The 19160-nt window shown below is 64.8% G+C and carries 19 protein-coding genes and 1 tRNA gene; 11 read left to right on the plus strand and 9 right to left on the minus strand.

Annotated elements, in window-relative coordinates; translation table 11 throughout:
* Positions 1-228 precede the first annotated feature (228 nt).
* Complete coding sequence (locus FDN03_RS11175) at positions 229-489, plus strand: hypothetical protein (protein WP_138177042.1); 261 nt, start codon at positions 229-231, stop codon at positions 487-489.
* Between the two features lie 188 nt (positions 490-677).
* On the opposite strand, the gene FDN03_RS11180 is transcribed toward FDN03_RS11175, so the two are convergent.
* Genes FDN03_RS11180 through FDN03_RS11190 form a run of 3 tightly spaced genes read right to left on the minus strand, consistent with a single transcriptional unit; the run spans position 678 to position 3087 of the window.
* A complete protein-coding gene (locus FDN03_RS11180; protein ID WP_171021225.1) occupies positions 678-1196 on the minus strand; it encodes an HIT family protein in 519 nt (172 codons plus the stop codon).
* Positions 1196-1630 (minus strand): hypothetical protein, encoded by a 435-nt coding sequence (locus tag FDN03_RS11185; RefSeq protein ID WP_138177045.1) that lies wholly within the window; start codon positions 1628-1630, stop codon positions 1196-1198. Before FDN03_RS11185 ends, FDN03_RS11180 begins: the two co-directional genes overlap by 1 nt.
* A gap of 53 nt (positions 1631-1683) precedes the next feature.
* Entirely contained in the window at positions 1684-3087 is a 1404-nt protein-coding gene (locus FDN03_RS11190) for a PucR family transcriptional regulator (protein WP_138177048.1), read from the minus strand.
* 113 nt (positions 3088-3200) lie between these two features.
* On the opposite strand from FDN03_RS11190, the gene FDN03_RS11195 reads away from it, so the two are divergent.
* From FDN03_RS11195 to gabT, 3 genes are all read left to right on the plus strand, one after another.
* Positions 3201-4799, plus strand: coding sequence for a sodium-dependent transporter (locus tag FDN03_RS11195; RefSeq protein WP_138177051.1), 1599 nt, complete (start codon positions 3201-3203; stop codon positions 4797-4799).
* Positions 4800-4801: 2 nt separating this feature from the next.
* The gene (locus tag FDN03_RS11200) at positions 4802-4948 is read left to right on the plus strand and encodes a methionine/alanine import family NSS transporter small subunit (protein WP_138177054.1); all 147 of its coding nucleotides are present in this window, start codon (positions 4802-4804) and stop codon (positions 4946-4948) included.
* A gap of 211 nt (positions 4949-5159) precedes the next feature.
* A complete protein-coding gene (gabT, locus tag FDN03_RS11205; protein ID WP_138177057.1) occupies positions 5160-6500 on the plus strand; it encodes a 4-aminobutyrate--2-oxoglutarate transaminase in 1341 nt (446 codons plus the stop codon).
* Between the two features lie 133 nt (positions 6501-6633).
* Here the strand turns inward: gabT and FDN03_RS11210 are convergent, their stop codons facing one another.
* From FDN03_RS11210 to FDN03_RS11220, 3 genes are all read right to left on the minus strand, one after another.
* On the minus strand, positions 6634-7173 hold the full coding sequence (locus tag FDN03_RS11210; RefSeq protein ID WP_138177059.1) for a GNAT family N-acetyltransferase: 540 nt from the start codon (positions 7171-7173) through the stop codon (positions 6634-6636).
* A gap of 81 nt (positions 7174-7254) precedes the next feature.
* Complete coding sequence (gene rarD / locus FDN03_RS11215) at positions 7255-8193, minus strand: EamA family transporter RarD (protein ID WP_138177062.1); 939 nt, start codon at positions 8191-8193, stop codon at positions 7255-7257.
* Between the two features lie 176 nt (positions 8194-8369).
* Positions 8370-8801, minus strand: a complete 432-nt coding sequence (locus FDN03_RS11220) for a Fur family transcriptional regulator (RefSeq protein ID WP_054821600.1) — start codon at positions 8799-8801, stop codon at positions 8370-8372.
* 127 nt (positions 8802-8928) lie between these two features.
* On the opposite strand from FDN03_RS11220, the gene FDN03_RS11225 reads away from it, so the two are divergent.
* Both FDN03_RS11225 and htpX read left to right on the plus strand, forming a co-directional pair.
* Positions 8929-10191 (plus strand): MFS transporter, encoded by a 1263-nt coding sequence (locus tag FDN03_RS11225; RefSeq protein WP_138177589.1) that lies wholly within the window; start codon positions 8929-8931, stop codon positions 10189-10191.
* A gap of 237 nt (positions 10192-10428) precedes the next feature.
* Positions 10429-11304, plus strand: coding sequence for a zinc metalloprotease HtpX (gene htpX, locus FDN03_RS11230; RefSeq protein WP_054821548.1), 876 nt, complete (start codon positions 10429-10431; stop codon positions 11302-11304).
* Between the two features lie 89 nt (positions 11305-11393).
* Here the strand turns inward: htpX and FDN03_RS11235 are convergent, their stop codons facing one another.
* Positions 11394-11882, minus strand: coding sequence for a YajQ family cyclic di-GMP-binding protein (locus FDN03_RS11235; protein WP_054821547.1), 489 nt, complete (start codon positions 11880-11882; stop codon positions 11394-11396).
* 180 nt (positions 11883-12062) lie between these two features.
* Between FDN03_RS11235 and FDN03_RS11240 the strand changes: the two genes are divergently transcribed.
* Both FDN03_RS11240 and FDN03_RS11245 read left to right on the plus strand, forming a co-directional pair.
* Positions 12063-12144, plus strand: a tRNA-Tyr gene (locus FDN03_RS11240).
* A 117-nt stretch (positions 12145-12261) separates the two neighbouring features.
* On the plus strand, positions 12262-12642 hold the full coding sequence (locus tag FDN03_RS11245) for a thioredoxin family protein (protein WP_138177068.1): 381 nt from the start codon (positions 12262-12264) through the stop codon (positions 12640-12642).
* 6 nt (positions 12643-12648) lie between these two features.
* On the opposite strand, the gene FDN03_RS11250 is transcribed toward FDN03_RS11245, so the two are convergent.
* Positions 12649-13602, minus strand: a complete 954-nt coding sequence (locus tag FDN03_RS11250) for a hypothetical protein (RefSeq protein WP_171021226.1) — start codon at positions 13600-13602, stop codon at positions 12649-12651.
* A gap of 157 nt (positions 13603-13759) precedes the next feature.
* Between FDN03_RS11250 and FDN03_RS11255 the strand changes: the two genes are divergently transcribed.
* The gene (locus FDN03_RS11255) at positions 13760-15130 is read left to right on the plus strand and encodes a pyridoxal-phosphate dependent enzyme (protein WP_138177073.1); all 1371 of its coding nucleotides are present in this window, start codon (positions 13760-13762) and stop codon (positions 15128-15130) included.
* Between the two features lie 26 nt (positions 15131-15156).
* Positions 15157-16314 carry a cystathionine gamma-synthase gene (locus tag FDN03_RS11260; RefSeq protein ID WP_138177076.1) on the plus strand — a complete coding sequence of 386 codons (1158 nt, stop codon included), beginning with the start codon at positions 15157-15159 and terminating at the stop codon, positions 16312-16314.
* A 108-nt stretch (positions 16315-16422) separates the two neighbouring features.
* On the opposite strand, the gene FDN03_RS11265 is transcribed toward FDN03_RS11260, so the two are convergent.
* Positions 16423-16827: a hypothetical protein gene (locus tag FDN03_RS11265; protein WP_138177081.1), complete on the minus strand. Its 405-nt coding sequence runs from the start codon at positions 16825-16827 to the stop codon at positions 16423-16425.
* 302 nt (positions 16828-17129) lie between these two features.
* Here FDN03_RS11265 and FDN03_RS11270 point away from each other — a divergent pair, with 302 nt between their 5' ends.
* Entirely contained in the window at positions 17130-19031 is a 1902-nt protein-coding gene (locus FDN03_RS11270) for a DEAD/DEAH box helicase (protein ID WP_171021240.1), read from the plus strand.
* The last annotated feature ends 129 nt before the right edge of the window (positions 19032-19160 follow it).

Raw genomic sequence — 19160 nt, forward strand, 5'->3', positions numbered from 1 at the left:
AGATTCGCGATGCCTTCGGATTATATATCCCTTCCCTCAGCTACCCTTCCCCGGATTGCTGTTGCTGTTCTCTGCGGGTCTTGACGCTTGGCTAAATACAAGCAGGTTACAGAACCTACCTAGGCAGTTAAATACCTAGTGTGTTAAAAGCTTGCAAAGGGTTGACGAAGTGCAGAAAGTAATTAGTGTGTACTAAAAGCGAAATGATGTGCGTAAGGAGATCGAGCGGTGTTGAAAATCAAGAAGATGTTAACCACTGGCGCGACGGCGCTCTGCCTGACCGCCGGGATGGTGGCCCTGGCTCCTGCCGCCCAAGCGGACACCCAAACTCGGTGGTACAACAACTTGCAGGTTTGCCAAGCGGAAACCAATGCTCGGGCGAAGCACCTGCGAAATAAGGGCTACACGGTCAGTATTCAGCGGTATTGCAAGGGGGAGCAGTACATCGGTTACAGGCCGCAGTATCAGTCGATTCTTTACTTCAACTGACACTCGCAGAAGAACTCCGAGTCTGCTGAAGGTTCGGGTGAGACTAAGGTTTAGGCTGCAAGAGCGACAGCTCGATCATTGCACCTTCGAACGCCGGCGACGCAGCCATTCGCTGCCGCTCGTGTGCTGCGCGAGCCAAAAAGGTGCCCGAAAGGTCGTCAGGTGCTCGTCCTACGTGCAGACCAGGACTAGGGAACCCGCCGCAACTCCGCCTCGGTCAGGGCGAAGGGGTGGCGCTCGGAGAACACCGCGGCACGCAGCTGCTCGGCCTTTTCGGCCCGGTCCGCCACCGGCACCCGGTGGCGCAGCTGGCGATAGAGCATGTCATCTGAATAACGGGCAAAGACGTGCTGGTGATAGTGCCACACGTGCTGGTTGCCAGCGGGCTCATTGTGCTGCCGGGTGCTGGTTCCCTCCGGAGCCCAGGCCAGTTTCATGGCCAGGGCAATCCGCCGGGTCTCACGCATAATCGCCGCGCCGACCTCATCATCAAGGTCATAGAGGGATTCAAGGTGGGCGGTGGGGATGATCATCACGTGTCCGCCGTATTTGCCGAACCCGTCACAGGCCATGATCGCCGCCGCGTGACGCGTCTGGTAGATCATGTCGGTGGGAGCGCATAGGTTCCCCTCGCTGAACGGCAGGTCATTGAGCAGCTCGCAAAACGGGCACTGGTACCCGGCCGGGGCGTGGGAATGGTGCAGCACTAATTCTCCAATTCCGCGCTGAGCTCCTCGAACACCCAGGTGAACATGTCCAGCGTGAACTCGCTGAACGTTCCTTCCTCACTGGTCCAGTTGCCGCGCGCGTTGTTGCGGCGGTAAACAATCGGATCGGGCACGTCGAGCTGGTTGACCTTGAAGCCCCAGACGAATTTTTCCTCCTCGTCCTCCAGGAACAAGAGGTAGCCGTCCTCCACCTCCAGCTCCTCAGGGTCGAAGAAGTAGTGGTAGGCCTCCATGAAGTCCTCGCAGTTACCCAGCGAACGGTAGAACTCCTCCAGCACCTGGGGGATCTGCACCCGTGACTCCTCCAGTGCCCCACCCAGTTCCGCAGCGCTCAACCCGTCACTCTGGCTCCAGGCGTCATCCAGATACTTGGGAACCAGGGAACGGAACTTCTCAATGAACATGTCAGCCATGTCAATATCCTATCGACTCACGGCCCCCGGCAGGGAACCGGGGCGGCGCTCGCTCAGGCCAGTTCCAGGGCGATTAATGCGATCCACAGCTGCACCCGGTCGCCGGTGACCGTCGGGTCGTAGCCGGAGAGCTCGGTGATCTGCTGCAGCCGGTAGCGCACCGTGTTGCGGTGCAATCCCAGCGACTCGGCCACGGCGCCGACCGAACCGTCCAGCTTGAAGTACTCGCGCAGCGTGGTCACCAGTTCGCCGCGGTTGGTCCGGTCGAATTTCTGCAGCGGCCCCAGCGCCTCGGCAGCCAGATCGTGGATGGGCACGTCCTTGGCGGTGAGCAGCAGGGAGGTCAGCGACAGCTTGGCCGGGGCATTAACCCGTTCCCCGTGGCGCAACGCCTCCAGTGCCTCAAAGTAGCTCCACCGCACCCCGCGCGCCCCCGGATAGCTGCCGCCGTAGCCAATGGACGCCTGAATCCCGGCCTTCTCCAGGTACTCGCTGATCAGCGTTACCGCCTGCGCGGCCAGCTCCTGGGGGAGCAGCATCGCCAAACGGTCATCGATCATCGAGGTGACCTGTTGCTCTAGCAGCGGGGGCAACGGCAGGCTCGGCAGCACCGACGCCGCGGAGACGGCCTGGATGAGGATGGCCACGTGGTTGCGCTGCCGGTCCAGGCCCAGCGCCCGCAGCCGGTCGGCGGCCTCGCTGCCATCCAGCGTGCCGGCCACCAGATCGGCCAGGATCTGCCCGTTGCCCAACCGGTGGGATTCAAGCAGCCGCGCCTTGTTGGCCAGCTCCAGGCCAATCAGGGACTGGGCGTACTCCACCAGCGCATCGTGCTCATAGGGTTCGGCCAGGTACAACGCCCCCTGGTCGCGCATTCCGGTGGCGATCGGCAGCTGGTGCCAGGTGCCCGTGCGGAAGTCCGGACCGTAGATTTGGGTGCCGTACAGGGAGACCGCCACGTCGGTGCCCAGCATGTTCGCCAGCTCGCCGAGCATGCTGTCCAGGCTGGAGGAGAGCAGCGTGCGGGTCAGCCGCTGGTGGGAGTTCAGCAGCTGCTGCAGCTGCTGCAGGTGGAAGCGGTTCAGTTCCTCGGCAATCAGCTTGGTGATTGCCGCGAAGGGGGTCTGGTACGGGACCTCGAAGACCGGCAGGTTGACCTCGGCGGCCGCCTTCAGGATGCTGTGCGGCACGTTCTTGTGCCCCAGCCCCGTCCCGTACCCCAGGGCAATCACCCCGTTCTCGGCCAGCAGGCGCACGAACTCGCGCTGGCTTGCGGTGGTCTTCTGGCGCACCCCGGTGGTCAGCACGATCTCCTCGCCGGTGAGGAACTCCGAAGGGTCCAGCAGCTCGGTGATCGCGGCCCACGTGATGGATGTCTCGCGGGTTTTCGAAAAGTCATTGAGCGGGCGCAAATCAAGCTCGTCATGCTCAAGCAGGGCTCCAAGGGTGATTGCCATGCTTAAAGTTTAGGCTCTGAATTATGCGCAGCCGCGATGGGGAAAACCCCTTGACAAGGAACTAAAACAGCCATTTCACACATATGCTAGTTGTTCTAGGTTAGGTTAATCACATGAACACTCCATCTTCAGTACGAGGCGCCCGCAAGGCGACAGGACAACGCGAGGTCTTCTCCTCGCGCAAGTTGTTCATCCTGTCCGCCATCGGCTCCGCTGTCGGTCTGGGAAACATCTGGCGTTTCCCCTACGTTGCCTACGAAAACGGTGGCGGCGCATTCTTGATCCCCTACCTGGTGGCGATCCTGTGTGCCGGCATCCCGTTGCTGTTCCTTGACTACTCGGTCGGTCACCGCTTCCGCGGCTCCGCCCCGCTGGCCTACCGCCGCCTGAACCGCAAGGCCGAAGTGCTGGGCTGGTGGCAGGTGCTGATCTGCTTCATCATTGCCATCTACTACGCCGCGATCATCGGCTGGGCGGCCATGTACGCCTGGTTCTCGCTGAGCAAGGCGTGGGGCGATGACGCCGAAGGCTTCTTCATGGGCGAGTTCCTGAACGTGGCCGATAACGTCGGGGTATCCTTCGACATTGTTTCCCGCGTCTTCTTCCCGATCCTGGCCGTATGGGCGGTGACCATCATCATCATGGTGGCCGGTGTGAACAAGGGCATTGCCCGTGCGAACGTGGTCTTCATGCCGCTGCTGATCGTGATGTTCGTGCTGCTGGTGGTTCAGTCGGTCTTCCTGCCCGGCGCCATGGACGGCCTGAACGCGTTCTTCACCCCGAACTGGGAGGCCTTGATGAACCCGGCGGTGTGGGCGGCGGCGTTCGGCCACATCTTCTTCTCCCTGTCGGTGGCCTTTGGCATCATGGTCACCTACTCCTCCTACCTGCGCCGCAAGACCGACCTGACCGGCTCGGGCTACGTGGTGGCCTTCGCCAACTCGGGCTTTGAGATCCTGGCCGGCATCGGCGTGTTCGCCGCCCTGGGCTTCATGGCCCACAACACCGGGGCCGCAGTCGGCGACGTGGTCAGCGGCGGCATCGGGCTGGCGTTCATCGCGTTCCCGACCATCGTCTCGCAGGCTCCGCTCGGGGCCCTGCTGGGCGTGCTGTTCTTCGGCTCGCTGGTCTTCGCTGGCCTGACCTCATTGATCTCAATCCTTGAGGTAATTGTCGCGGCGTTCCAGGACAAGCTGGGATGGAACCGCAAGGCGGCGACCCTGATCGTCACCGTGCCGATCGGGCTGATCTCCCTGGCCCTGTTCTCCACCACCACCTCGCTGTACCTGCTGGATACGCTCGATGCCTTCGTCAACCAGTTCGGCATCCTGGCCTGCGCCCTGGTCACCGTGATCGTGGTCGGCGCCGGACTGGGGGCCCTGCCGAAGCTGGCCAAGCACCTGAACCGCCACAGCTCCATCAAGCTGGGCACCGGGTGGATGGTCCTGGTCGGCGGCGTTGGCCCGGCAGCGCTGGGTTACATGCTGCTCAACGAGCTGCAGAGCAAGATCGGCGAACAGTACTCCGGCTACCCGGCGTGGTTCAACGGGATCTTTGGCTGGGGCATGGCCGGAGCGCTGATCGTCTTCGCGGTGCTGCTCTCGCTGATTCCCTGGAGTCGTGGCTCGAAGCTCAACGACCCGGAATTCGAACAGCACAAGGCCAAGGTCCTCGATGAGGAACTGCCCGACACCACTGTGAAGAGGTACTAGCCATGACTGGAATTGCCATTGTCTTCATGATCATCGCCATGCTCACCATCTGGGGAGGGCTGGTGCTGGCACTGATCAACCTGTCACGTCACCCGGATGTACCCGATGATCCGGAAGATGACCTGATCGAGGCACCGACCCAGCTGTAGCCGGGGCTGCCAGAACACCTCGGGGCGCGGCGGTGGGGAAGCGATTCTCCACTGCCGCGCCCTTGTCTGTGCAGCTGCACAAATACTGGTTCGCGCGCCTGTGCCACGGCGGTTGGCCGCGCCGAAACCGCGTCATATCCTGCTATGAGTACGACAGACTTAGGGCCGGCAGGATCCAGGCCCGGCCCCCATTTGAGGAAAGGAGCTTGCTGTGGACGTCTCATACCGTATCGAACAGAAGCGCAAGGTAAACGGTGCATTCCCAGGTCCGAAGTCCCAGGAGCTGACCGCCCGCCGCCAGAAGTCCGTGGCCGCCGGTGTTGCCTCCACTCTTCCGGTCTACGCCGCCGATGTTGACGGCGGCATCATCGTTGACGTTGATGGCAACCAGCTCATCGACCTCGGGTCGGGCATCGCAGTGACCACCGTGGGTGCCTCCAACCAGGCGGTGGCCAAGGCGGTGGCCGAGCAGGCCGCGCGCTTCACCCACACCTGCTTCATGGTGGCCCCGTACGAGAACTACATTGAACTGGCCGAAAAGCTGGTGGCCATCACCCCGGGGGAGTTCGAAAAGCGGGCCGTGTTCTTCAACTCCGGCGCCGAGGCCGTGGAGAACGCCATCAAGGTGGCCCGTGTGGCCACCGGGCGCCAGGCCGTGGTGGCCTTCGACCACGCCTACCATGGACGCACCAACCTCACCATGGGCCTCACCGCCAAGGCCGCCCCCTACAAGCGCGGCTTCGGCCCGCTGGCCCCGGAAATCTACCGGATGCCGATGAGCTACCCGTACCGTGAGGAAAACCCGAACATCTCCGGCAAGGAAGCGGCCGAGCGCGCCATCCTGGCCATGGAAAAGCAGATCGGCGGGGACCAGATCGCCGCGATCATCATTGAACCGATCCAGGGTGAGGGCGGCTTCATCGTTCCGGCCACCGGCTTCCTGCCGCGGGTCGCCGAATGGGCCAAGGAAAACGGCATCGTGTTCATCGCCGACGAAGTCCAGGCCGGCTTCGCCCGCTCCGGCGCCTGGTTCGCCTCCGACATCGAGGGCATCGAACCAGACCTGGTGACCGTGGCCAAGGGCATCGCCGGGGGCATGCCGCTGTCCGGTGTGGTGGGCCGCGCCGAACTGCTGGACTCCGTGCACGGCGGTGGACTGGGCGGCACCTACGGCGGCAACCCGGTCGCCGTGGCCGCGGCCCTGGAGAGCATCAAGTTCATGGACGAGCAGGACCTGCCCGGCCGTGCCCGCGAAATCGAATCCCAGTTCTTCGAGCGCTTCACCGCGCTGCAGAAGGATGTCCCGGCCGTGGGTGACGTGCGCGGCCGCGGGGCCATGGTGGCCATCGAATTCGTCAAGCCCGGCGGCAAGGAGCCGGACGCGGAGCTGACCAAGAAGGTCGCCGCCCAGTGCCTGGAGGACGGTGTGCTGATCCTGACCTGCGGCACCTACGGCAACGTCATCCGCCTGCTGCCGCCGCTGGTGATCAGCGACGAACTGCTCACCGACGGCTTCGACGTGCTGGAAGCGGCCATCCGCCAGCACGCCTAGTTCTTCACCGGGACCCTGTTTTCAAGCTCGGGGCTCCGGTGAGCACGACGCCGGAGTGCCAGGACCATTGGTTCTGGCACCCCGGCGTCGTTTTTGCCCCCCTGCAGCCAGCCGGCTGGGGCGGGGCGGGAGCTCAGCCCACCATCAGCTCGAGCTGGTGGCCCTCCAGTGCCCGGTCCGCATAAATGAGCCGGATGGCCTGTGCATCCGGGTTGCCCCGGTCGGGACCGCGGTAGGCCAGGGTGAATCCCAGTTTCTGGGCAACCCGTGCCGAGGCCGCATTGTGTTCCAGCAGGGAGGCGACCACCGGGGCCTCGGGGCGGTGCCGGTTCGCCTGGCCCACGGCCTGGCGCGCCACCTGCGTGGCGAAGCCCTGCCCCTGGGCGGACACCGCGAACCGGTACCCCAGGTTCCAGAAGGACTTGCGGGTAAGCGAACAGCCGCCATAGCCAATGATCTGCCGGGAACCGGCGGCCCGAATCACCCAGGGGCCCAACCCCTCACGCCGCCAGCAACACCGCCAGGCCTCCACCATGGCCACGGTCTTCTCCACGTTGGCATGGCGTTTGGCCGGCGCATGGCTCCACACCCGGGGGTCGGCAAAGATGCGGTGCAGTTCCGGCACATCCTGCCGTTGGGGCGGGCACAGGCTCAGTTGTTGAAGGGTGGACATGAAATCACCCTAGCGAACACCACGGGCAGGGCAAGCCCCCTGCCCGGCCAGAGGCGGGGAACGCAGCACGGGCCGGCGCGCTCAGCTCACGGTCTTGGGCTCGGGCAGGGAACCGGTGCGCGGGGCACGGAACATGTCAACCACGATCAGGATCACCGCAATCCACACCAGGATGAAGCCCACCCAGCGCTCCACGGGCATGACCTCATGGAACACCAGCAGGCCCAGGATGAACTGGCCGATGGGAGCCAGGAACTGCAGGGAACCCAGGGTGCTCAGCGGCAGCCGGCGGGCCGCACCGCCGAACAGGATCAGCGGCACCGCGGTAATGATCCCGCTGGTGGCCAGCAGCCAGAACCCGGGGACGCCGTCGGCGAACAGCGCGGAGGTGCCTTGATAGGTCAGCACCCCAATGAAGACCAGCGCCACCGGGGTCAGGGCGATGGTTTCCACACTGAGCGTGGCCAGGGCCGTGCCCTTCTTGCCCACCTGGTTCTTGACCAGCCCGTAAAGTCCGAAGGAGAAGGCCAGGCCCAGGGAGATCCACGGGACCCGGCCCAGGCCGGCGGTGAGCACCACCACTGCCGCCACGGCGAACCCGATGGCCACCCACTGCAGGGTCGAGAGGCGTTCCTTCAGGACAAAGACGCCCAGCGCGATGGCGACCAAGGGGTTGATGAAGTAGCCCAGCGAGGCCTCCAGCACGTGCCCGGAAAGCACCGCGAAGGCGTAAAGCGTCCAGTTCACCGCGATGAGCACGCTGGCAAGGACCAGGCGGGCCGTGGTCTTCCGGTCGCGCAGCAAGGTCCCCAGGTCCCGCAGCTGCCGGGTCACCGCCAGCAGCAGGAAACAGAAGACCAGGGAAAACACCACCCGCAGCGCCACGAATTCAAACGCGGAGATCTCGGGCAGCAACAGGAAGTACAGCGGCAGCAGTCCCCAGACCAGGTATGCGCTGGTGCCTTGCAAAATGCCAATGCTGCGTGGGGAGCGCGGGGAGGCACCAGCGGTGTCAGTCATAGTCTGTGGTTGCCAATCTGTGGTGGACCGGAAAAGGGGTGCGACGCCACATTGGAAGCTGCCAAGGGGCAACGGGCGCCATTAAAGGTTACTGCTCCACCGCCCCGGTTTCGTCATCGGTTCGGTCATGCGCCATACACAAACCGTGGTTCATCCGCCCGTGGACCGGATGGCGCCTAACCTGCCACCACTTGATCGCCCAGCGCACAGCCTTCCTTGCACTGCCCGTAGAACAGCACGTCGGCGATGTCGATGCTGAAGCTGGTGGCCCCACCGGGGTGGAAGCAGGGGGCGGAGCCGTGGGCGCAGGGAACATTCTCCACCCGCCCGCACGTAACGCACACGGCATGGTGGTGGTTGTCGTGCGGGTCAATCTCATAACGGGCCGCCGTGCCGGGCACCGTGAACCGGCGCAGGATCCCGTGATCGGTCAGGTCGTTGACCGCGTTGTAGACCGCCTGCGAGCTGAGTGCGACCTGACCCTCGGACAGGGCGCGGGCCAGGGCCTCGGCGCTCTGGTGCGGTTCGGTGGCCAGCTGCCTAAGCAACGCCAAACGTGCACCGGTGGCCTTCAGGTCGTTATCGTGCAGCAGCTTGGCGTAATCCATACCCACCATTGCACGCAGGTGCTTGGGATCTGTCAACCGGTGATCTCGTCACATGACGGCGGGCCACCATCCCGGGAGCCGGTGAGGGGGCAAGGATGCGTAGGATCTTGGGGTGCCCAGTTTCTTGATGGATGTCGCCCCGCTGCGGCAAAGCCCGGCCTACCGCCGGTTGTGGATCGGCAACTCGCTCTCCGCCGTGGGAACCCAAATGACCCTGATCGCGGTCAGCCTGGAAGTCTATGCGCTGACCCAGTCCAGCTTCCATGTTGGCTTGCTGGGCGCGTTCACCCTGGTGCCGCTGATCATCACCGGGCTCTACGGCGGGGCCATCGCCGACACGCACGACCGGCGCAAGGTGGCGCTGTACTCGGCCCTGGCGTTGTGGGTCATCACCGGCGCGCTGGCGCTGCAGGCGTGGCTGCAGGTGGGCAACGTGTGGGTCCTCTACGGGTTGATGGCCCTGCATTCGGCGGCCGCGGGCATCAACCAGCCCACCCGTGGGGCCATCATTCCCTCCATTGTCCGCCGCGACCTGCTGCCAGCGGCGAATTCGCTGAACATGGTCACCTTCGGGGTGGCGCAGATGGTCGGCCCGCTGCTGGGCGGGCTGCTGGTGGCCCAGTTCGGGTACCAGTGGACGTATTCCCTTGACGCCATCACGTTCACCGCGGCCGTGTGGTCGGTCTTCCGCCTGCCGGCCCTGCCGGCGGCCGAGCAGGTCGTCAGACGGGGTCTTTCCTCGGTCATCGACGGGCTGCGCTACCTGAAGACCCAGCCGAACATCAGCATGACCTTCCTGATCGACATGGCGGCCATGATCCTGGCGGCGCCCAGGGCGCTGCTGCCGGCCATCGGCGCGGTGATGATCGGCGGGGGAGAGACCACGGTGGGCATCCTCCTGGCCTCCGCGGCCTGTGGTGCCCTGCTGGCCGGGCTGTTCTCCGGCACCTACAGCCGGATCAACCGCCAGGGTGTGGCCGTGTTCATCAGCGTGTGCATCTGGGGTGTGGCGATCAGCGGGCTGGGCGTGATCGTGGTGCTGGCCGCCGGGCAGCCCTCCGGGCCCGAGGCGGCCAGCGGGTGGCTGCTTCCGGCGATGTTCTTCATGCTGCTGGCCGGGATCGCGGATTCCATTTCCTCGGTCTTCCGCACCACCATCTTGCAGGTCGCGGCCCCGGATCAGATGCGGGGCCGGCTGCAGGGAGTGTTCATCGTGGTGGTCGCCGGTGGGCCGCGGGTCGGGGAGATGCTCTCCGGAGGCGCCGCGGGCTTCCTGGGTGAGGGGCTGACCCTGGTGCTTGGGGGGTTGTGCTGTGTGCTGGTGGCCGTGCTGCTGGTGCGCTGGCGCCGCGGCTTCCTGCGCTACGATTCCCGCCACCCCGAACCCTAGCTCGGTGGGCGGCCGAGACCGGCCGTGACTCGCGCAGCACGCTGTGAGCTGGACGATAGGCTCGAGATGGAACCTATGGGGCGGGGCAATCGTTGCATAAACTAAAGGATGATGAGCAAGATCAGGGGCACGGTCCTCCAAGGCGGAGGTCCTGGCCCACACATTTTGCCCACACCTTTTGACCACGCACACTGCCAAGAAGTTCGGCTCAGTACGATACGGGAGCGATAACCCACCGTGCATCAACATAACAATGGCCTGAAAACCGCCCTGCTGCTCGGCGGTATGTTTGCCCTGCTGCTGGCCCTGGGCTCCCTGATCGCCTCAGGAACCCGGAACAGCTCCTTCATCTGGATTTTCGCGCTCATTGGCCTGGGCACCACCGCCTACGGCTACTGGAACAGTGACAAGATCGCGCTGCGTTCCATGCACGCCTACCCGGTCAGTGAACAGGAGCAGCCGGAGATGTACCGGATTGTGCGCGAGCTGTCCATGGCGGCCCAGCAGCCCATGCCGCGGCTGTACGTCTCACCCACCCAGTCACCCAACGCTTTCGCCACCGGACGCAACCCGGAAAACGCGGCGGTGTGCTGCACCGAGGGGATCCTGCGCATCCTGAACGAACGCGAGCTGCGCGGTGTGCTGGGGCACGAGCTGATGCACGTGTACAACCGGGACATCCTCACCTCCTCGGTGGCGGCGGCAATCGCCGGGGTGATCACCTCGATCGCCCAGTTCCTGATGTTCTTCGGCGCCGGGGGCGGGAACAACGAGAACCGCAACGTGAACCCCTTGGCCATCCTGGCCCTGTCGCTGCTGGCGCCGCTGGCCGCCTCGGTGATCCAGATGGCCGTCTCGCGCACCCGAGAATTCGATGCTGACGAAGATGGCGCCCGACTGACCAACGACCCACTGGCGCTGGCCAGTGCGCTGCGCCGGCTGGAGCAGGGCATCGACCAGGCCCCGCTGGCGCAGGAAGACCAGAAGGTCGTCAACAGCTCCCACCTGATGATCGCCAACCCGTTCGGCTCCCGGCTCAAGCGCATGTTCTCCACCCACCCGTCAATGGATGAGCGCGTGGCACGCCTGGAGGCCATGGCCCGCGGCAACTAATTTTTAGGCAGCACACGCAAAAGCCGGTGTCCCATGGCGCGTTAAACGTCATGGGACACCGGCTTTCATGCTGCCGCCGGCACGCGGGGCTAGCGCAGGTTGACGAACTGCAGGTCAACATCCTCGAAGTCGCGCAGCAGTGCCATGGTGGCCTGCAGGTCATCGCGGGACTTGGAGGACACGCGCAGCTCATCGCCCTGGATGATGGACTTCACGCCCTTGGGTGCTTCGTCACGGATCAGCTTGTTGATCTTCTTCGCCACATCCTGGGCGATGCCCTCCTTGATGCTGGCCTCGATCCGGTATTCCTTGCCCGAGGCGAAAGGCTCCCCGGCATCCAGGGACTTCAGCGAGATGTTGCGCTTGACCAGCTTGGACTGGAACACGTCCAGCACTGCCTTGACCCGCTCCTCGGAGTTCGCCTTCATCAGGATCTTTTCGCCGCTGAAGTCGATTTCCGCGCCGACGCCCTTGAAGTCGTAGCGCTGGGAGATTTCCTTGCTTGCCTGGTTCAGTGCGTTGGACACTTCCTGGCTGTCCACCTTGCTGACAACATCAAATGATGAATCGCTGGCCACGAATCTTCTCCTTGTGGTTTGTTGGACTGGTGAGTGTTTGGCTCAAATCTGACTCATAGCCTACCGGTTTGCTCAGGCGTTTACCGGAGGTGATGAGCATTACAGCAAATGGGCGGCTTTCGATTTTTCATCTGCAAAAAGTTCCGGTAGAGTTATTTCTCGTTCCCACCAGAACAGCCGGGCAGATTACCCGAGCGGCCAAAGGGGGCTGACTGTAAATCAGCTGGCTATGCCTTCACTGGTTCGAATCCAGTATCTGCCACAAATGATCCTCCAGATCCACAAGATCTGGAGGATTTTTTGGTTTCCGGGCAGGGGAGGCGGGCTGTTTTCCCCGCCAAACTAAGCGCCAACGCCCGAAGTCGGTTACCGTTGAACCATGGCAACAGTAGATGTAACTGAAACAGAGTTCGCGCAGCTGATCGAAGGCAATGACATCGTCCTGGTGGATTTCTGGGCAGAGTGGTGCGGACCGTGTAAGCAGTTCGGCCCGGTGTATGAACAGATTTCCGAGAAGTTCCCGGAAGTGGTGTTCGCCAAGGTGGACACCGAAGCCGAGCAGGGACTGGCCCGGGCCGCAAACATTTCCTCGATTCCGACCTTGATGGCCTTCCGCGAAAAGGTTCTGGTCTTCTCCCAGCCCGGCGCCCTGAACGGTGCCCAGCTTGAGGACCTGGTGACCGCGGTGAAGGGCATCGACATGTCCGAGGTGCACGCCCAGATCGCCGAGGAAGCCGCCCAGCAGGAAGAAACCAACTAGCTGCTGCTAGCGGTTGCGGTGATCCAACGGCGCGTAGCGTGGCCCAAAGCCCTGTTTGCGCTGCCCGGAGAGCTGCAGTAACCGGACAACTCGTTGCCGGTGTCCGGTGTACGGTTCGAGCAGCTGCAGCATCCGCTGGTCATCCACCCTGTGGCCGACCAGCACCTGGCCCACGAAATCCGCCAGGTGGTAGTCGCCAACCGAAATGTGGTCCGGTGAGCCGTGCGAGCGCTGCAGGGTCTCGGCCACCGTCCAGGGCCCGATCCCGCTGATGGAGAGCAGCGCCGCCTCCAGCGTGCCGGACCCGGTGGTGCCCGGCATCGAGTCATTCAGTCCCAGTGCCGCCCAGCGCTCCAGGCGCCGGGCCACGTGGGCCAGGCGGATCATCGTGGCGGCACGGCTGTGTTCCACCCGTGCCTGCTGCCAATGCCAGCGCGGGATCCCGGCCACGGCCTCGGGCAGCGGAAACAGCCGCATCCCCGACGGTGCGGGCCCGGGGGCCGGGCGCCCATAGTGCCTGATCAGCCACCGCCAGGCGTAGTTCGCCTCGATCCCGGTTACCCGCTGTTCCAGGATTGCGCCGGCGGCATGATCAAAAATCCTTCCGGTGCGCGGCAGGCGCACCGCCGGGTGTTCGCTGCGGCTGCGGCGCACCACGTCGGGTAGCGATACGGCGAACGCCGTCCCGTCAAACCCGCTCCAATCATCCTCGGCCCCCAGCAGCGCCGGCCCTTGGGCGAGCGCCCATTGCGCGCCCGGGCCCCAGGCGCTGAAGCTCGCCGAACGCCGGTCGGCCTCCAGCTCAATGCGCAGCGTCGCATCCCCGTCGATGGTGGCGAACACCAGCCAGGCCTGGGATTGCTCCAAGCGGATCGTTGGATCCCCAATGCCCCGGCGCAGGATGGACAGGGTGGAGCGCAGGTCAACCGGCTCGGGGCTCAGCCAGTGCTGCTGCGCCACTTTCGGTAATGGTTGCTGCGACAAGCTTTCGGTTCCCTCCCTGAATTCTGCAATGCTCACCCCTTGCGTCCCCCGGGTGGAGGATGCCTGTCAATTCAATGACGCAAAGCTACGCAGCGCGGCGACTTAGATGACCTGCGGCGGTAAAGTGCTTGACATGAAGTATGCGTCCACAGTCTTGGATCTGATCGGAAACACGCCCCTGGTCAAACTCAACCGGGTGACTGACGGCATCAAGGCCACTGTATTGGTCAAGCTCGAATATCTTAACCCCGGCGGGTCCATCAAGGACCGCATCGCCCTGAAGATGGTGGAGCGTGCCGAGCAGAGCGGGGCCCTGCATCCCGGAGGCACCATTGTGGAGCCGACCAGCGGCAACACCGGTGTGGGGCTGGCGATGGTGGGGCAGCTGAAGGGCTATGACACCATTTTCGTCACACCGGACAAGGTGGGCGAGGAAAAACGGGACGTGTTGCGTGCCTACGGTGCCGAGGTCGTGGTGACCGCCACCGCGGTCGCCCCCGATTCGCCCGATTCCTATTACGGGGTCTCGGACCGGCTGGTGCGCGAAATTGACGGCGCCTACAAGCCCGACCAGTTTTGCAACCCCGGCGCCCCGGAGAGCCACTTTGAGACCACTGGACCGGAAATCTGGAATGACACCGACGGCAAGCTCACCCACGTGGTGATCGGTGCCGGCACCGGTGGAACCATCACCGGCACCGGACGCTACCTGAAACAGGTTTCCGCCGACCGGGCCAGCGGGCCGGTACAGGTCATCGCCGCGGACCCCGACGGATCGGTCTACTCCGGCGGCACCGGACGGCCCTACTTCGTGGAAGGCGTGGGGGAGGACATGTGGCCGGGCAACTACGACCCGCAGGTGCCCGACCGCGTCGAGGCGGTCACCGACGCCCAGGCCTTCGAGATGACCCGGCGCCTGGCCCGTGAGGAAGGCCTGCTGCTGGGCGGCTCCTCCGGGATGGCCGTGGCCGCGGCGCTGCGCGTGGCCCAGGACTTGGGCGAGGACGACGTGGTCGTGGTGATCGCCCCGGATGGCGGACGCGGCTACCTGGCCAAGATTTTCAACGACACCTGGATGCAGGCCCAGGGATTCAGCTCCGAATCGGGCGAACCCGCCCTGGTGGAGCAGGTAATCAAGGACATTGACCCCACCGGTCTGCAGGTGTTGTCCCCGCAGACCACGCTGGCCCAGGCCGCGGCCGCGCTGAAGGCCAGCCCCGCCTCGGCCCTGGTGGTCGCCACAGGCACCCTGCCGGCCCGCATTGGCGAGGTGCGCGGGGTGCTGAGTGCCGAACTGGTGGCCGAAGCCCTGTTGGCCGGAACCCCGGCACGCACCCCGGTAGGCGACCTGCAGACCGAAGCTCTGCCCCTGCTGGGCGCCGGGCAGAGCCTGGAGCATGCCCAGGCGCTGCTGCAGCAGCATCGCGCGGTGCTGGTCACCCGCGACGGCGAGGTGTTGTGTCCGCTGACCCATGACGAACTGCTTGACCACCTGATCAACTAAACTTCCCGACGCAAAGGATGGTATCGATGAGCCAGAATGCCCAGGGTTTCAACACCCGCTTTGTCCACGCCGGCCAAGAGTTTGAGCCGCGCACCGGTGCAGTGGTCCCGCCGATCCACTTCTCCACCACCTACGCCCCCGAAGCCATCGGCAAGCTGCGCGGCGGCTACGACTACGGGCGCGGCACCAACCCCACCCGCGACGCCCTGCAGGAGCAGCTGGCCGCCGCCGAGGGAGGCCGGCACGCGTTTTCGTTCAGCTCCGGGCTGGCCGGCGAGGATTCTCTGATTCGTGCGCTGCTGCGCCCGGGGGACCACATTGTGCTGGGCAACGACGCGTACGGCGGCTCCTACCGGCTGATCGACCGGGTGCTGGGCCCCTGGGGCGTGTCCAACACCGCCCTGGACATGAGCGACCCCCAGGCCCTGGCGGCCGCCATCGACCAGCACCAGGCCAAGATGGTGTGGCTGGAAACCCCATCGAACCCGATGATGAAGATCGTGGACATTCAGGCGGTCGCCGAGGTCACCCACGCCCACGGCGCACTGCTGGTGGTGGACAACACCTTCGCCAGCCCATTCCTGCAGCAGCCGTTGGCGCTGGGCGCGGACATCGTGGTGCACTCGACCACCAAGTACATCGGTGGGCACTCGGATGTGGTTGGCGGTGCGGTGATCGTCAACGACGATGAACTGGCCGAGAAGATCGGGTTCATCCAGTTCGCCGTGGGCGCGGTCTCCGGACCGCTGGACGCCTACCTGACCACCCGCGGGTTGAAGACCCTGGGCGTGCGCATGCGCGCGCACTCGGAGAACGCCGCCCAGGTTGCGGCCTGGCTGCGCGGACGCAGGGAAGTCGAGCGCGTGCTCTACCCGGGCTTCGAGGACCATCCGGGACATGACATTGCCAAGAAGCAGATGCGCGACTTCGGTGGCATGGTCTCGGTGCAGTTCGCCGGGGGCGCTCAGGCCGCCCGCACGGTGGCCGAGAGCACCCGGCTGTTCCAGCTGGCCGAATCCCTGGGCGGGATCGAGTCGCTGATGAACTACCCCTCGGAGATGACCCACGCCTCGGTGAAGGGCACCGAGCTGGAGGTCCCGGAGAATCTGGTCCGCCTGTCGGTGGGCATCGAGGACGCCGAGGACTTGATCAACGACCTGGAGCAGGCCTTCGCCAAGCTGTAACCGGCCACGGCGGGCAGCGCCCGAATGACACACCCGTCCCCGCGCAGCGTCAGGCTGTGCGGGGACGGGCGGTTTAAGCGGGGAATGACGGGCGGATGCTTAGCGCCGTCATGTTCGGCGGGAGAGGGCGCGGAAGTACCTGATCCCGGCCGGGGTCCACATTAGGGCCACCGCCAGCAGCACCATTGCCGCGAGCAGGGAATAGCGTCCAAAGCGCAGCAGCATCGGCAGCGCGGCAATCAGCCCCAGCCAGGTCAGCTGGGTGCGGGCCACCCGGTCCGAACGCCACAGCCGCAGGGCCAACCACAGCACCAGCACCCCGGCGGCGCCCAGGATGCTGGCCAGCAGCCAAGGACCGGTGGACGGTTCGGTCGAGCGCGCGGCGGTGACGAACAGGCTCGCGGCAAAACCCAGGAACAGCGCGGCGGCCAACACCCAGCACAGCCGGGCAATGCGCAGGGCGGAAGGCATCTGCGCCGCGGCGGACGCAGGCTTGGAACCGTTGCTTTTCACACCAGCCAGCTTAGTGCAGGGGGCGCGGTGCCTGATCTCACACCACCTCGACCCTGTCTTTGCGCGGCCGATGCCGATAGAATGGATTGTTCGCGAACATCGGGCATCCCTCGCATCTTGCCCAATTTTTGAGGCCGGAGCCTTTCTCGTGTTGTGAATCCGCAAAGTGTGTGCGGATATTTATGTCATAGGGGAACGCTTGATGAGCGTGAGTTGTTTTTGACTGTGTAGCCTATTCGTCGTTTTTTGGGGACGCGTAGGCCTTCCCCTAACGAATGAGGTATCTGTTCGTGTCTACTGACATGTCCGTCAATTCCACCGAGAACTCCACCAACGAAAACGGCAGCGACGAGCCGACCGTGCTGTTCAGCGAGCTGGGCCTGGACGCCCGCGTGCTGGCTTCCGTGGTCGACCTGGGCTACGAAAAGCCCTCTCCGATTCAGGCCGCCACCATCCCGCTGCTGCTTGAGGGCCGCGATGTCGTGGGCCTGGCCCAGACCGGCACCGGCAAGACCGCCGCGTTCGCGCTGCCCGCGCTTTCGCGCATGGCCGAGGTCGCTGACCTGAACGGGCCGTCCCGCACCCCGCAGATCCTGGTGCTGGCACCGACCCGTGAACTGGCCCTGCAGGTTGCCGAGGCCTTCACCTCCTACGCCAAGCACCTGGATGACTTCACCGTGCTGCCCGTGTACGGCGGTGCCCCCTACGGCCCGCAGCTGGCTGGCCTGCGCCGTGGCGCCCAGGTCGTGGTCGGCACCCCGGGCCGCGTCATCGACCACATCAACAAGGGTTCGCTGGACCTGTCGAACCTGCAGTACATGGTGCTGGACGAGGCCGACGAAATGCTGCGCATGGGCTTCGCAGAAGAGGTCGACAAGATCCTGGAAGCCACCCCGGAAGACAAGCAGGTGGCCCTGTTCTCCGCCACCATGCCGCGTGCCATCCGCCGGATCGCCTCCGAGTACCTGCGCAACCCCGAGGAAGTGTCGGTCAAGTCCAAGCAGAGCACCGGCACCAACATCACCCAGCGCTACCTGCAGGTGATGGGGGCGCACAAGCTGGACGCGATGACCCGGATCCTGGAATCCGAGGACTTCGACGGAGTTATCACCTTCGTGCGCACCAAGATGGCCACCGAGGACCTGGCCGACAAGCTCAAGGCCCGCGGCTTCACCGCCGCCGCCATCAACGGTGACATCCCGCAGCAGCAGCGTGAGCGCACCGTGGAGAACCTGCGCGCGGGCAAGATTGACATCCTGGTGGCCACCGACGTGGCCGCCCGCGGCCTGGACGTGGAGCGCATCAGCCACGTGATCAACTACGACATCCCGCATGACACCGAGTCCTACGTGCACCGCATTGGCCGCACCGGCCGTGCCGGCCGCTCGGGGGACGCGATCCTGTTCATGACCCCACGCGAGAAGTACCTGCTGCGCGCCATCGAGAAGGCCACCCGCCAGCCGGTGTCCATGATGCAGCTGCCCACCGTGGAATCGGTGAACAACCGCCGCATCCAGAAGTTCACCGACCGGATCGACCAGACCATCGTTGGTCAGGACCTGAGCGCCTTCCGCGAGATCGTGGAGAAGTTCGCCACCGAGCATGAAGAGCTGGATCACCTGGAAATCGCCGCCGCGCTGGCGCTGATGGCCCAGGGTGGACGCCCGCTGCTGATGGAGGAACCGGTGATCCCGCCGTCCAAGCAGGCCCGCATGAACCGGGAAGGCCGTGAGTCGGGGCAGCGTCCGCAGCGCAAGGGTGCTGCCGAGGGCAACGCCATGTACCGCCTGGCAGTGGGACGCCGCAACCGCGTGCAGCCCGGGTCCATTGTCGGTGCCCTGGCCAACGAGGGTGGATTCAACTCCTCGCAGATTGGTGGCATTGACATCCGCGCGGACCACACCCTGGTTGAGCTGCCGGCCGAACTGTCCAAGGACCAGTGGCGTGCCCTGTCCAAGACCCGCATCGGCGGCGAGCCGATCAACCTGGAACTGGATCGGGGCCCGCGTGGCCGTCGCGACCGCGATGACGACCGTCGTGGTGGTTTCCGTTCGGACCGCGGCAGCTTCAAGGACCGCAAGCGCAATGGTGGTTTCCGTGACGGCGGCCGCGACGAGCGTCGCGGTGGCGAGAAGCGCTTCGGCGGACGCAGCAAGGGCCGTTTCAATGACAGTGCCGCCCGTGGTGGTCGCCGCGAGTACTAATACTCACTGAGGCTGCAAGTAGGCCGGTTCCACACCTCTGTCGGGGGTGCGGAACCGGCCTTCGCTTTTAACCGGAGCCGCCGGATCCCAGCGAACCGAGCACCGGCGGGCTGTGTCCTGCCACGCGCG

The sequence above is a fragment of the Glutamicibacter sp. V16R2B1 genome, from assembly GCF_005774635.1.
Lineage (GTDB): Bacteria > Actinomycetota > Actinomycetes > Actinomycetales > Micrococcaceae > Glutamicibacter > Glutamicibacter creatinolyticus.

Excerpts from the sequence above, each read along its gene's own strand:
- FDN03_RS11195 (WP_138177051.1), top strand. The coding sequence starts at position 3,201 with ATGAACACTCCATCTTCAGTACGAGGCGCCCGCAAGGCGACAGGACAA.
- FDN03_RS11245 (WP_138177068.1), top strand. The coding sequence starts at position 12,262 with ATGGCAACAGTAGATGTAACTGAAACAGAGTTCGCGCAGCTGATCGAA.
- FDN03_RS11270 (WP_171021240.1), top strand. The coding sequence starts at position 17,130 with ATGTCCGTCAATTCCACCGAGAACTCCACCAACGAAAACGGCAGCGAC.
- FDN03_RS11220 (WP_054821600.1), bottom strand. The coding sequence starts at position 8,801 with ATGGATTACGCCAAGCTGCTGCACGATAACGACCTGAAGGCCACCGGT.
- rarD (WP_138177062.1), bottom strand. The coding sequence starts at position 8,193 with ATGACTGACACCGCTGGTGCCTCCCCGCGCTCCCCACGCAGCATTGGC.
- FDN03_RS11260 (WP_138177076.1), top strand. The coding sequence starts at position 15,157 with ATGAGCCAGAATGCCCAGGGTTTCAACACCCGCTTTGTCCACGCCGGC.
- FDN03_RS11255 (WP_138177073.1), top strand. The coding sequence starts at position 13,760 with ATGAAGTATGCGTCCACAGTCTTGGATCTGATCGGAAACACGCCCCTG.
- FDN03_RS11185 (WP_138177045.1), bottom strand. The coding sequence starts at position 1,630 with ATGGCTGACATGTTCATTGAGAAGTTCCGTTCCCTGGTTCCCAAGTAT.
- FDN03_RS11225 (WP_138177589.1), top strand. The coding sequence starts at position 8,929 with ATGGATGTCGCCCCGCTGCGGCAAAGCCCGGCCTACCGCCGGTTGTGG.
- FDN03_RS11210 (WP_138177059.1), bottom strand. The coding sequence starts at position 7,173 with ATGTCCACCCTTCAACAACTGAGCCTGTGCCCGCCCCAACGGCAGGAT.
- FDN03_RS11190 (WP_138177048.1), bottom strand. The coding sequence starts at position 3,087 with ATGGCAATCACCCTTGGAGCCCTGCTTGAGCATGACGAGCTTGATTTG.
- FDN03_RS11200 (WP_138177054.1), top strand. The coding sequence starts at position 4,802 with ATGACTGGAATTGCCATTGTCTTCATGATCATCGCCATGCTCACCATC.